This window comes from Nannocystis bainbridge (assembly GCF_028368995.1).
GTDB lineage: Bacteria > Myxococcota_A > Polyangia > Nannocystales > Nannocystaceae > Nannocystis > Nannocystis bainbridge.
On sequence record NZ_JAQNDL010000001.1, the window covers coordinates 2,900,800 to 2,913,961 of the forward strand.

Sequence of the window (13,162 nt, forward strand, 5' to 3'; positions counted from 1 at the left end):
GATATCGACATGTCCTGAAAGACAGCCGCCTCAAACGCGCGACTAGGTCGCCAGGCGGTGTGTCAATGCCACGAGCGCCTCCCGCACCGCCTGCACCTGCGACGGGTCCTGCGCGTCGAGCACGGCACGGAAAGCCGCGATCCCCTCGCCGAGCTCCGACCGGGCCGGACCGGTCAGCTCCGCGTACAGCGCCATCGCCCGCGCCAGCGCCGTCGTATTGGGCAGCGCATCGCGCGGGTGGAACTTGAACCGCTGCATCTCCTGGCGTGCCCGCTCGATCTCCGCTGTCGAGAGCTTGACCGCGCTGCCGTGGAACAGCGTCGACACGCTGTTGGTAGTGCCGACCACCTCCGCGTCGACCTCGAGCAGCCCATTGAGATCGTAAGTGAAGCGGACATCGATGAGCACCTCGCCGGCGGATCGCTTCGGGAGCCCCTTCACCTCGACGTGGCCGAGCAGCGTGTTCTTGCTGGCTTGCGGGTGCTCACCCTGGCATACGAGGAACGCGATCTCGGTCTGTCGATCGCGGACAGTGCTGTAGCGCTGGACCCGGCTGCAGGGGATCACCGTCCCGCGATCGATGATCGGCGAGAACACATCGGCCACCTCCGCTCCGCTATATCGGCTCGTCACGGCGGTGCCGAGCGTGAACGGGGTGATGTCGGTGACTACCAAATCGCCGAGAGCGGTGTCGCCAGCGACGAGCCCGGACTGGACTGCGGCCCCCATCGCCACCGCCTCGTCGGCGGGCAACGTGCAGAGCGGCAGGCGGCCGAACATCCGCGCGGCCAGCCGTCGCACACACGGCATGCGCGTCGCGCCGCCGACCAGCAGCACCTCGTCGACCTGGGACGGATCGATCCGCGCGTCTCGCAGGGCACGAACGATCACCCGCCGCAGCCGCTCCAGCAGACCCTGCCACGCCTGCTCTGCGGTCACGAGCGTGATCTCCTCGCTCAGGGCCACCCGCTCTCGACCCACGCGCAGCTCGGGATGCGCGACCTGGACGACCTCCATGCTCGACAGCCGGTGCTTGGCCGACTCGCACAGCTCGCGCATCAGGGACCACGCTCGGCGGTCGGTGCGGAGGTCGACCCCCCGCTCTCTCACCAATCGCTCCCGCACCAGTTCCGTCAACACTTCGAGGAAATCCTCGCCACCGAGACGCGCGTCCCCGGCCGACGCCTGGACCTCCATCACCCCCTCGATAATCTCGAGCACCGTGACATCGAAGGTCCCGCCGCCGAGGTCGAGCACCACCACGCGCTGCTCGCGGTCGGCCGCATGGAGCCCGTACGCCAGCGCCGCAGCCGTCGGCTCGTGTACCAGGCGCTCGACCTTGAATCCAGCGATCTGCCCCGCCTCGCGGGTCGCCGAGCGCTGAAGCTCGCCAAAGTACGCCGGGACCGTGATCACCGCCCGCTCCACCGGCTGCCCCAAGGCCGCCTCCGTGTCCTCTTTGAGGCTACGCAGCACCATTGCGGACAGCGCCTGCGGCGTGAACTCTCGCCCACCGATCGAGTATGTGCGCGACGTACCCATGTCGCGCTTGAACACCGCCGCCGTCGCTTCGGGGTGCGTGACGAGCCGCGCCCGTGCGGCCGCGCCGACGACCCAGCGTCCGTCATCGAGCAGGCTGACGGCGCTGGGCGTGAGCGTCTCGCCGAGCGAGTTGGCCAGCACGCACGGCCGACCATCCTGTAACGCGCAGACGAGCGAATAGGTGGTCCCGAGATCGATACCGACGATCATGCCGCCTCCACGATCGATCGCACCAGCCCGATCACGATCATGAGGACGCAGACGGCCACGGTGGCGTAGAGGTAGCGATCCTGCCATTTTTCGTGGATCCGCCACGACAGCTCGTGAAGCAGCGGGGCCCAGCGGCGGAGCAGGCTCAAATTGACATCGGTGAGGAAAGGATGCGCGGTGAACACCTGCGCCAGGCCTCCAGGGCGCCGCTCGAGCAGAGCCTCCGCAAGCTCGGCCCGCAGCACCGCAGAGAACTCGTCCGGCAGCGACAGCAACTCGCAGCTGAAGATCCACCGTTCTGACTCGTCGGCGAGCATTTCGAGCGCGCGTTGCATCGGGAGCCACTGCAGGCTCCAAGCACCGATCCTCCGCGCCGCCGGCAGCTCGCCGCGCACCATCAGCATCAACTGCGCGTCGATCACCGGCGACACTCGGATGTCGGCGGCCTCGCCGAACGGCTCATCGCAGGCACGTTCGAGGAGCACCTCGACCAGGCCAGCACCTGCCTCGCTTGCCCCGCTGTCGATGAGCCGGAGCGCCACGGCGAGCAACCGCGACACCGGACGGCCCAGCGCGACCTCGGTCTCCTCGGCCTCGACGAGCAACGCATGATGTCGTCCGATCCACCCCCGCAGCGCCTCGTCGTGGGGCGAGCGGTGGGGTCCGGGCGACTGGCCCGACCGTGTCGCACCCGACGCTCGCGGCGGGCGAGGATTCCACCGCGGAGTAGCCGCCTCCGTCCCGGCGGACAGCACCTCGAATGCACTGCGGACCCGCTGAAATTCCACGGCATCGCGCTCCGGCGAGGACCGGCGGATCGCTCGCAGATAGGCCCGCCGCACCACCTCCGCCCGCTTTTCGACCGGCAGCAGCTCGAGCTCTTCCTGCGTCAGGCCCAGGATCTTCAACGCATCTTCGGTCGTCACTTCGTCACGCTGGCACGCCCGCGGCGTCGTCGTCAATCGGCTCGCCATTATGAACAATGTTTCGCGGCGACGCGCTCGACCGATCCTCGCCGTTATCCGCTATCGTGACCTGCATGTCGCAACCTCGCTCGCTCCTCGGCCTATTCGGTAGGCTCCTCGGCCTGTACGCACGGCGCCAGCCTCGACTGGCCCTATTCTCGGTCTTCATGCTCGTGGTATTTGCCGGCCTCGGCGGGCAGCGGTCCGCCGCGCCGTCGACTGCCTCGATCCAGCTCGCGGTGCTGGCGGAGGGCTTCGGCCTGCTCCACGGCGACGCGGGCGCGCGGCGCTTCGTCGAGTTCGCCCCCGACGGCACGCAGCGACGCGAACTGTCGCTCGACCTCGATGCTGACGCACGCTTGGTCGGCACACGCCTCGGCGCCGCTCTCGGCTGGAAAGACGGCAAAAAGGTTCGGCTGGCCGCGTTCGACGATCGCGGTCGATTGACGGATCCGTCGACGTGGGGCAAGTCAGTCCAGCGCCTGTGCGACGGCGCGGCCACCGGCGACGGCCGCTTCGCGGTCGGATGGATCGAGCAGGACGGCAAAGTGTGGTTCGTTCACGGCCCGATGGCACAGGCCATCGCCTTCGAGGCTCCGCATGCGGCCGACATCGAGCCTCTGCGGGCAGACTGGTGCGGCATCGCCTCGGCGGAGCACAACATCGCCCTGATGTGGAAGGGCAAGCATACCTACATCAATTTCTGCGGTCCGCGCGAATGCTCGAGTCTGGTCGCCCGAATCCAGATCGACGCACGTGAGCGTGTACTGAGCTTTGGTTGCCTGCGCGACAGCTGCCTCGTCGGCACACGGGATGATCGCGGCATCTCCCGCGTCCACCTCGTGACCCCGCTCGGCAAGATCGCGTGGAGCCGCACGCTCGCGCCCGGAGACGGCGGCGCTTTGACGATCGTCGGCGCTGGCGATCGCGCGTTCCTGGTCGCCGCCGCTGACGGCGACGGCTCCCAGGTCCTCCGCTTCGAAACGACAGGAAAGAGCACACCGGTGTGGCAGCGCCGCGGCGCCTCGGTCCCGAGCCTCGCTTGGTCGCGTGGGCGTCTCGCCCTGGCGCACGCGGAGGCTGGCGGGGTCCGTAACGAGTTTGTCACGGTCCCCCGCTGAAGCCTCCCGGGTTCAGCCCTGCACCGGCCTGAACTCCGGCCCGCGGAACACCTGCCTGGCGTTGCCGCGCTCGATCGCGTTGTGCTCATCCCAGCGGGCTCGTTCGGCCTCGCCGCGGCGGGCGGCCGCCCCGGCCAGCAGCAGGGCCGCCAGCCGCTCGCGGGCGATCCGGCGGTTCTGCCCCTGCGAGCGCTCCTCGCGGGCCACCACCTCGAGGCCCGACGGTTTGTGGCGCAGACGGACCGCCGTGCTGCGCTTGTTGACGTTCTGCCCGCCCGAGCCGCCGCTGCGGACCGCCGACTCCTCGAGGTCCGCCTCGCGCAGCGTCGCCTCGACCTCCGCCTCGACCGGCAGGCGCGTCAGCTTGACGAACCAGTTGCGCCGGCGGTGCGTCGGCCGCAGCGGGCTGCGCCCGATCCACTGCGCCGTGCCCTCCCACTGCGACAGCAGCGTCGCGATGGCTGTCCCATCGGACATGTCCTCGAGTTCATACACCAGCGACCACGCCGTCTCGGCCGCCGGCCCGTCCGCGCGCTGCAGCTCCTCGCAGCCGAGGCCCGCCGCCGCCGCCGCCGCCACGAACACCGGCCCGAGGCGGTGGACCACCCACGCCAGCTCCGGCGGCCCGTGACCGCCGGAGATCAGGACCCACGCCTTCATCGTCGGCTCCTCGTCTTGTAGGTCAGCACCGGGCGCAGCGTCGCCACCACGGTGCACAGGCCGGCCGCCACCAGGTCGCCGACGACCGTGTCGATCTTCTTGTACGCCTCCGGCGCCTCCTCGTAGAGCAGCTCGCGGTCCTCGCAGATCACCCGCCCGCCGAGGGCCGTGCGCACCAGGTCGTCCGGGCGATAGCGGTCCTGCAGCCGCTCCTTGACGTCGCCGCGGCGCCACTTGCGACCTGCCCCATGGGCCAGGGACCAGCCGGCCTCTGCGCGGCTCGGGTCCGGCTTCACCACGTAGCTCAGCGCCCCGCGCGAGCCGGGGATCACCACGATCCCCGCCGTCGACGGCGCCGCGCCCTTGCGGTGCAGCCACCGCTGCGGCGCGCCGTCCGGGCACGGCACCACTGCGTTGTGGCACACGTCGAGCACCGGAGCGATCGCCGTGCCCAGCGCGTCGGCGAAGCGATGCGCGATCAGGGCCCGGTTGGCCCCCGCCCACGCCACCGCGCCGTCGTGCGCCCGCAGGTACGCCTGCGCGTCCGCGCTCGCGCTGTCCAGCCCCGCCGCCGCGAACCGGTCGACGTGGGCGCGCAGGATCGACTCGCCGAGCCCGCGCGAACCACTATGGACCAGCAGCACCAGCGAGCCCGCCGCGATCCCGAGCGAAGCCCACGCCTCGGCGTCTTCGATCGCATCGACCTGCTGCAGCTCCGCGAAGTGATTGCCGCCGCCGATGGTCCCGAGCGACCCGTCGTGGTCCGTCGCCGCGACTGTCCTTTCGGCCAGGAACGCCCGCGGATCGCCCTCCCACGGCCCGTCGAGGTCGCCCAGGCGATCGGCCCAGCGCTCGAGCTTCTGCTTGCGCTGCGGCAGCTCCGTGCCCCACAGCGCCATCCCGCAGCCGATGTCGTTGCCCACCAGGTGCGGATAGATCCGCCCCTCGCTGACGAACGCCGCCCCGATCGGCGAACCCTTGCCCGGGTGGAGGTCGGGCATCCCGACCGCCGCGATCATGCCCGGCAGCGTCGCCGTCCGCTCGAGCTGTTGCACCGCCTCGCCCTCGATCCACGTCTTCGGCGACGCCACGATCCGCACCGCCGGCCTGTCTTGCGTATCCATCCCTGCACCTCCGCGTGGCGCCTGCCGCTCCGCGCTCTCGTCATCCTGCTTCGTCATCATCGCACCCCCGGCGGCAGCCGCCGCAGCTCGCGCTTGCTGATCTGCCGCTTCGCCGTCGCGTAGCGGTCCCAGTACCCGTACTGCTGGTTCAGCTCCCAGCCGCGCTGCCACATCGTCCCGAGCTTGCGCAGATCGCCGAGCAGCAGGTCGTGGACCTCGCGTTCCGGCTCGCTCGGCAGCGGCGACAGGGTGATGCGGTACCACTGCCCGTCGATCTTGCGGTACTGCGCCTCGCGGTCGATCAGCACCACCTCGATCTCGGGCGGCGGGGCCGCCGGCCCCGGCACGAACGGCAACTTCTTCAGCAGGCCCGAGTCGGGGCACACGTACACCTCCGCCCGCCGCCAGCCGTGGCCGATCGGCCGCACGCCCCACGAGCCGTGCTCGTACAGGCTGTCGCCGATCTTCACCACGTTGGTGTAGACCATGTCGCGCAGGTGGTCGAGCACGTGCTTCTGCACCGCGCTCGTCACCCGCAGGTGCGCGGCGATCTCCGAGTGGACGGCGTCCCACCGGCGACCGACCCGGCTGAGCAGGAACCGGTGCAGCGGCGCCAGATTCTCGCTGAGGTACTTCGAGCGCCGATGTCGCTCCTTGATCGGCTCGACGTACGCGGCGGTCTCCGGCTCGGCGCGGCGGCGCATCGCCGCCCGTCCCCCTCCCTTGCCCCAAGCGCCGCCGCGGCGCGGCCGCTCGATAATCACTTCATACATGTCCCAACGCATTCAACACCTCGCCTCTCCGCCCTCGCGGGCGATGGGGTCGATCTCACAGAAATCACAGCAGTTCGAATTGCCCATGGTGGTATTCTCGACACACGACAATGCCCGGGGCACGCGCGGCGACGCTGCCCCCATTCGCCGCAATGGCGAATGAACAATGGGAGGCCTCCGCCGCCGCGTCAGGCCGGCCCGCGGGGGCGAGGCGAGGCCGCGACGCGCGAAGACGTCGCAGCCTCACCTCGCCCCGCGCGGGCCCTCGCTGGTGGGCTCGAGGCGCCCAGAGCGGCCGGAAACGGCCTTCTGGGCCCCAGGAGCGGCGTCCGGCAGCACGCGCGGGCGTCGTCACGAGGACGGCGCGGACGGCGGGTCGCGTCGCCTACGACGGCAGACGCACACCTCACCGCCTTGCGGCGTGAAGTCCCTCGGCGTCCGAGATCGGACTGCGCGAAGGCGAACGGACGCGGCCAGCGGGCCTGCGTTCGAGCGGATGTGGCTCAGTGGCGAGACATGACACGAACCGCCTGGTGAGAGGCGATGGGCACTCTATACGGTACGACCTCGGCGGCGTCAAGCGCCATTGCGATCGGTCGCACTATTTGAACGGCTGCTTCGGCTGCGACAAAAAGAACCAGCCGATGCCGGCGCCGAGGCCTGCGAATGCGAGGCAGGCGATCAGGGTGTCGACGCCGTGGGTGTGGGACGCACCGGCGAAGCGCAGCGCCTGCACGGCGAAGCCGAGGATCAGCCCGAGCGCGGCGCCGAGCACGATCACGGCGGGCCGGGCGGCCGGCCGGTGGTCGCGGAGGATCAGGCGCTTGAGCGTCGGCGGGCGCTCCTCGAGGGTCTTGCGGAACGGGACCATGCGCGCGTCGGAGCGGTGCAGCGGCGGCTCGACCGTCGCCATCGGGCCGGTGTCGCCGGACGCGAGGTAGAGCGCGGTGTTGCGGACCTTGCCGGCCAGCCGGCGCGACAGCTTGCGCAGCGCCTCGCGCATCTCCTCGGCCGACTGGAAGCGCGCGCCCGGGTTCATCGCCAGCGCGCGCTCGAAGAACTCGCGGAACGGCCGGGTGATGGTGGGGACGTGGTGCTCGATCGGCGTCGCCGCGTCGGTGGCGATGCTGTAGACCAGCGAGTGGACGTCGTCGGCCTGGTGCGGCAGCTTGCCGGAGATCGCCTCGTAGAGCACCACCGCGGTGCTGTAGAGGTCGGTGCGCTGGTCGAGCTGCAGGCTCGCGGCCTGCTCCGGCGACATGTAATAGGGCGTGCCGAGCAGGCCGTCGGGCGTGCTCGTCTCGGTGCTGGTGGCCAGCAGCAGCGACGCGCCGAAGTCGAGCACCTTGAGACCGAGCTCGAAGGTGTCGGTCTCGAAGTTGCGGATGTTGGCGAGCATCAGGTTGTCGGGCTTGATGTCGCGGTGGACGATGCCTCGCTTGTGCGCGGCCAGCAGCGCCGACAGCACCCCGTCCATCAGCTCGACCGCCTCGTCGGTCGGCAGCTTGCCGCCGCTGCGCTTGAGATGGTCGCGCAGGCTGCCCTGGGTCAGCAGCTCCATCGTGATGTACTGCAGCTCGGCCGAGGCCGGCGAGATGTCGAGCACCCGCACGATGTTCGGGTGGCCCATCTCGCCCATCAGCTTGGCCTCTTGCCAGAAGCGCTCGATCACCTGCGCCTTGCGACGGAAGCGGTCGGCCAGGAACTTGATCGCCACGCTGCCGTGCATGTGCGAGTGCTCGGCGCGCCAGACGATGCCCATGCCGCCGCGCCCGAGCATCGCCTCGAGCCGGTACTTGCCGTCGATCTCGGTGCCCGGCTTCAGCGCCGCCGCGCGCACGTCACTCGGCACGCGCAGCCGCGGCTGCACGCCCGAGCGGTCGAGCGTGTTGCCCAGCGTCGTGCGCATGCCGGGGATGCTCTGGCCAGGCGAGCGCATCCCGGGGTCGGTGGTCGCGCCCGAGGGCGTGATCGCGTCGGCCCGCAATTCGGACAGCTCGGCCGACGACGGCGACGCGCTTGCCTGCGTCGCCTCGGGCGCAGGCGACGGATCCTCGGGCTGCTTCATCACGCGGGCCTTGCGGCCCATCATGCCTCACTGAGGCCGGAAGATCACGGGGAACTCGAAGTTCGAGTTGTCGCCGTTGCCGAGGATCGCGTCCTTGCCCTGGCAATCAGGGGCCTGGTTCGAGAGGCAGTAGTCGATGCTCCACTGGACCACGAACGGGCGCGTCTTGAACTCGTCCGGGACGACGTCGCCTTTCGCCCACATTTCGTGCGCAAACCCGGTCTTCGGCGTGCCCATCAGGGGCAGGAGCGAGCACTGAATCGCCTTGTCGCCGTCGGGCTCGTTGCCGTCGGCCACCAGCGGGCACAGCCCGAAGCAGCCGTCCTTGTCGGACTTGCAGTCGCCGGTGCCGAACGGCGACATCGACACGCGGTAGAGGAAGCCGAAGAAGCACGAATCGCCGCAGCTGGCCTTCTTCACCTCGAAGCGCGGGTCGGCGTCGCCGTCGAAGCGCAGCGGCTGGTCGGGGTCGAAGCCGATCAGCATCGGCTCGAGCGCGTTGTTCGTCTCGCCGCTGTGGTTGCCGACGATCGCGTAGGCCTTCGGCGCCTGCTGGGTCTGCTTGGCGCAGTACGGCGCGAACACCTTCACGCCCGACTGCTCGGCGGCCACGATCCAGGCCCAATTGCCGTACCGCGATTCGCCGATCGTCCCGGTGATCTCGCAGCTCTTCGCGTCGACTCCGAGGCCGGCGGGCACCTTGCCGTCGCCGGTCCCGGCCGGCGTGGCGCAGGTGATCGGCGAGCCGTCGCCGCCGGTGATGTAGTCGAGGATCGTCTTGTCGCTGTCCGCCGCCACGCACGGGCCGTCGGCCGCGAGCGCGTCGTAGTCGACCGTGAGCTGGTCGCCGATCGTCAGCGCCGGACAGCTGGCCACGGCCACGTGGTCCTCGAGGTCGGTGACGGTGAGCTCGACGACGAACTCGCCGGTCATGGTCGGCACGCCGGAGATCTCGCCGTTGGCGGCGTTGATGGCGAGGCCGTCGGGCAGGCCCGAGGCGGACCAGGTGTACTTCGGCACGCCGCCCGAGGCGGTCGGCTGGTGCTCGTACTCGGCCCCCTGCGCGCCCTTCGGCAGCGCCCCGCAGTCGACGACCAGCGCCGGCGGCGGCTCGTCGGTGGTCGCCGTCGTGGTCGTCGGCGCGTCGGTGGTGGCGGGGTTCGTGGTCGTCGTCGGCGCGTCGGTCGACGACGATGTCGGGTCCGCGTCGGTGGTGGTCGCCGGCGGCTCGGTGGTCTGGGTCGCGGAGCCGACGTAGCTCCCACCTCCCGCAGCGTCGTCGTCGCCGCACGCCGTCGACAGCGCCGACATGCCGAGCACGAGCATCCACGTCCATCCGGGCCCGGAGAGTCGCACTCTCCGCTCGCGGCCTTCACTGGCGAACCGCCTCATCGTCCGATCTCCTCTTAGTTCAAAAGCCCGCCAATCGGGCCCGCCGAGCATAGCACCTCGCCGCCGCCGCCCTCGGGGAATTTCTTCCGTACGTCGTCCACCGCGGCCCGGACCCGCGACGGGGAGCCGCGGGGAAATCCGGTCCGCCGCGGTCGGTCGGCCGGCCTCGCGCTACGCTACGGTCCTCCCGTGAGCTTGTGGCAGCACCTCTGGCCCCCGCGACCGCGTCGCCTCGAACGACTGTCCGACATCCTGGGCACGGGGCGTGACGAGCTCGTCACCTTCAGCGGCAGCGTCGAACCGCTCGAGGCGATCCACGATCCCGTCAGCGGCGAGGCCGCGGTCGCCATCGACTACCGCGCCTTCCCGCCGCACAGCGTCGTCGGGGTCGCCGGCGCGCTCAGCGTCATCTCGCGGACGCTTCAGGTCGCGCGCCAGCAGGCCGTCGACTTCCTGGTCGCCGAGGGTCCGCACCGCGTCCTCGTCTGCGTCGACCGAGGCACCGACCTCGACAATTTCCACCGCGAATTGCTGACCCGCCACGGCGTCGGCCTCCGCACCGAACGATCCCTGGTGGCCCCCGGCGCCCGCGTATGCGTGATCGGCCGCCGGCTCGCTGCCCGTCCCACGTCCCCGCTGCGCGACGAACCCTACCTCGCGGTCGTGCGAGCGCAGCGGTTCTGGCCGCTCGCGTAGGCGTAGGCGTAGGCGGGACGTCGACCTCGGCGGACGTCGCACGGACGAGCGGCCTCTGCCGCGCGGCGCGAGTGAGGTCACGGCATCCGTGCGACCTGCTCGACCGGCCTGCGAATCAACGCCTGCGAGCTCGGTTTCCTCGCGACCTCGCCTGCGCCGCATGCCTCGCGTCCGCGGATCTTCGACTTGAAGCACTCGCATCCGCGCGACCCCACGAGCATGCCCGCGACCCGAACCATCGACCCGCTCGCGTGACGACAAAAATGCCCGCGCTCGCATCGGCTCGGCCGCACGAGCCATCCGCGACCGGGACTGCTTCGCATGCAGCCGCGACCTCGCGACATCGTCACGCCCCACGCTCGTCGCCACGCCTCACGTCTGCGACCTCGTCGCTTCGACGCGCACACGCTCGTCGTCACGCCCCACGAGCACATCGCGGCCTCGCGCCGTCGACACACATACGCGTCGTCACGACCTCACGAGCACGTCGCGGCCTCGCAACGACGACACGCGCACGCGTCGTCACGACCTCACGAGCACGTCTGCGACTTCGAACCACGACCGACGCGCGACCACGGATCTCCGCCGAGCCTCGCGCACTCCCGCGTCCTGCCCTCGCGTCGCACACGCAACGGCGTACCGTCACGTCTTCTCCTCACACCCTGTCGGCGCCGAAGTCGCTGCGTGGTCAATCAGTAGCCGCGGAGGCGGCGGATGTCGCGGCGTTCTTGTTTCGTCGGCCGGCCGAGGCCGCGATCGCGCACCACCATCCCGGGCACCTCCGTCGAGGGCGGGCGCGGCGGTGATCGATCGTTGTAGAGCGTGCGGGCCACCGCGGCCGGGCCCCGGCGTTCGCTGAGGCCGAGCACCTCCAGGATCCGCAGCCCGTCGCTGGTCTTGATCGTGACCTCCTCGCCGCGGCGCAGCGACCGGGCCGCCTTTGCCGTGACGCCGGCCACCTTCACGTGGCCTGCGGCGCACGCCTCGCTCGCCAGCCCGCGGGTCTTGAAGCAGCGCGCCGCCCACAACCACTTGTCGAGCCGCACCGACTGCAGCGCCGGATCTCCCGCGGGGCCTGGCGGCGTCGCACCGGCCTCGGCCTCGCCCTCGTCATTGTCGTCCGCGTCGTCCATCCAGGGGCCTTCAGCATGCCCCGGGCCTCCCCCGTTCGCCAGCGCTGGCGACGCCTCGCGCGCGCTCGCCCGGCCTTGCGCGATCGTCGCTCGAGGCGTGGGCGGCCGCCTCTTCGGCCGCCTCGAGCGCACCGCCGTGGCCGCCACGAACATGCCCCAAGAGACATCTACCCGGCCGCGCGCTTGACAAGCGAACCCGGCCGCGAAACCCTCATGAACGCATGCAAGGCGCCCCCCCGATCAACTTCGCGGTGCCCGGAGACGTCGGGGCCGCGCAGCGAATGGCCGCCGCCGCTCGCGGCGACGCCGTCGCCTTCATCGAGCTGTGCGAGAGCTACGCCCCGGCCCTGCTGGGCGCGACCTTGCGGATCCTCGGCGACCGGGTCGCCGCCGAGAGCGCGGTCTACGGCGTCCTCCTCGACGGCTGGCGCGGCGCCAAGCAGTTCGACCCGCGTCACTACAGCGTCCGCGTGTGGTGGACCATCGGAGCCCGCGGCGCGGCCCTGCACGCCCTGCCCGAGCACCGCGCCGCTCGCATGGCGGCCGTCCACGACACCCAGATCACCACCCTCGACGACAAGACCGAGGCGCCCGACGTGGGGCCCCTGCGCCAGGCCGTGCAGACGGCGATGCTCGACCTCGACGACGAGCCGCGCAGCGCCCTCCAGCTGGCCTACTTCGAGGGCCTCGGCGCCGGCGAGATCGCCGATCGTGCCCGCACCTCGCCCGAGGTCGTGCGCGCCCAGGTCGCCGACGGCCTGCGGCGGCTGTCGGCGGCGCTCGCCGGCACCCCTCCCACCACCGATGTCCCGCGCCCGCACGACCACCTCGCCGCCGCTTACTTGCTCGACGAGCTCGCGCCCGAGGACCGCGTCCGCTTCGAGCGCGGCGAGGCCATCGGCGAGCTGCAGGCCGTCGAGGTTGCGGCCCAGCGCGACAACGTCCACGGCCTCGCGCTCTACACCTTCCCCGCCGCCCTGTTGCCGCAGACGCGCGCGCGCCTGGTCGCCGCGATCGCCGGCCCCGAGCGACTCAGCCCGTTCACCGAGGACCTCGCCGCGCTGCTGCGCCTGCCGCACCACGACGCCCGCGAGATCCTCGCCCGCGTCGACGCGCCCCGCGGCTGGCGCGACGACGCCGGCCTGCGGATCTTGCCGCTCGAGACCGGCGCCGAGGTACGTGTCCCCGAGAGCATGTCCGAAGAGCCAGATGCGGTCTCCACCAGCGACATCACGCTGATCCAGCGTCCGGCGTGGCCGCGGCGGCTGATCGTGCGCGTCGCACCGGGCGCGGTCATCCCGTCTCGCTATCCGCACAGCGAGGCGCGCGTGCTGGTGCTCCAGGGCGGCCTCAGTCACGAGGAGTCCGGCGCGGCGCGCCCGGGCGACCTGGTGCCGTGGCCTTCGGGCACCACGCTGGGCGTGGCCGACGCGGGCGGGCCGGAGCTGATCCTCGCCGTTCTGAATCAATGAGGTGCC

Annotated in this window: 11 protein-coding genes; 3 read left to right on the forward strand and 8 right to left on the reverse strand. The window is 71.0% G+C overall.

The annotated features are described in order from the left end of the window. Positions 1-42 precede the first annotated feature (42 nt). Positions 43-1,752, reverse strand: a complete 1,710-nt coding sequence (locus tag POL25_RS11305) for an Hsp70 family protein (protein WP_272085971.1) — start codon at positions 1,750-1,752, stop codon at positions 43-45. After that, positions 1,749-2,678, reverse strand: a complete 930-nt coding sequence (locus POL25_RS11310; RefSeq protein WP_272085972.1) for a hypothetical protein — start codon at positions 2,676-2,678, stop codon at positions 1,749-1,751. The genes POL25_RS11305 and POL25_RS11310 overlap by 4 nt, the downstream gene beginning before the upstream one ends. A gap of 206 nt (positions 2,679-2,884) precedes the next feature. Here POL25_RS11310 and POL25_RS11315 point away from each other — a divergent pair, with 206 nt between their 5' ends. Then, positions 2,885-3,838 (forward strand): hypothetical protein, encoded by a 954-nt coding sequence (locus tag POL25_RS11315; protein ID WP_272085973.1) that lies wholly within the window; start codon positions 2,885-2,887, stop codon positions 3,836-3,838. Positions 3,839-3,850: 12 nt separating this feature from the next. Here the strand turns inward: POL25_RS11315 and POL25_RS11320 are convergent, their stop codons facing one another. From POL25_RS11320 to POL25_RS11340, 5 genes are all read right to left on the reverse strand, one after another. Further along, a complete protein-coding gene (locus POL25_RS11320; RefSeq protein WP_272085974.1) occupies positions 3,851-4,498 on the reverse strand; it encodes a peptide chain release factor-like protein in 648 nt (215 codons plus the stop codon). After that, the gene (locus POL25_RS11325) at positions 4,495-5,622 is read right to left on the reverse strand and encodes an RNA ligase RtcB family protein (protein WP_272085975.1); all 1,128 of its coding nucleotides are present in this window, start codon (positions 5,620-5,622) and stop codon (positions 4,495-4,497) included. The genes POL25_RS11320 and POL25_RS11325 overlap by 4 nt, the downstream gene beginning before the upstream one ends. A 56-nt stretch (positions 5,623-5,678) precedes the next feature. After that, complete coding sequence (locus POL25_RS11330) at positions 5,679-6,326, reverse strand: hypothetical protein (protein ID WP_272085976.1); 648 nt, start codon at positions 6,324-6,326, stop codon at positions 5,679-5,681. Positions 6,327-6,996: 670 nt separating this feature from the next. Continuing rightward, positions 6,997-8,487, reverse strand: coding sequence for a serine/threonine-protein kinase (locus POL25_RS11335; protein WP_272085977.1), 1,491 nt, complete (start codon positions 8,485-8,487; stop codon positions 6,997-6,999). A gap of 3 nt (positions 8,488-8,490) precedes the next feature. Further along, positions 8,491-9,855, reverse strand: a complete 1,365-nt coding sequence (locus POL25_RS11340; protein WP_272085978.1) for an Ig domain-containing protein — start codon at positions 9,853-9,855, stop codon at positions 8,491-8,493. A 189-nt stretch (positions 9,856-10,044) separates the two neighbouring features. On the opposite strand from POL25_RS11340, the gene POL25_RS11345 reads away from it, so the two are divergent. Beyond that, the gene (locus POL25_RS11345; protein ID WP_272085979.1) at positions 10,045-10,551 is read left to right on the forward strand and encodes a hypothetical protein; all 507 of its coding nucleotides are present in this window, start codon (positions 10,045-10,047) and stop codon (positions 10,549-10,551) included. A gap of 692 nt (positions 10,552-11,243) precedes the next feature. Here the strand turns inward: POL25_RS11345 and POL25_RS11350 are convergent. Beyond that, a complete protein-coding gene (locus POL25_RS11350; RefSeq protein ID WP_272085980.1) occupies positions 11,244-11,684 on the reverse strand; it encodes an RNA-binding S4 domain-containing protein in 441 nt (146 codons plus the stop codon). A 221-nt stretch (positions 11,685-11,905) separates the two neighbouring features. Between POL25_RS11350 and POL25_RS11355 the strand changes: the two genes are divergently transcribed. Beyond that, a complete protein-coding gene (locus tag POL25_RS11355) occupies positions 11,906-13,156 on the forward strand; it encodes an RNA polymerase sigma factor (RefSeq protein WP_272085981.1) in 1,251 nt (416 codons plus the stop codon). Positions 13,157-13,162: the final 6 nt, after the last annotated feature.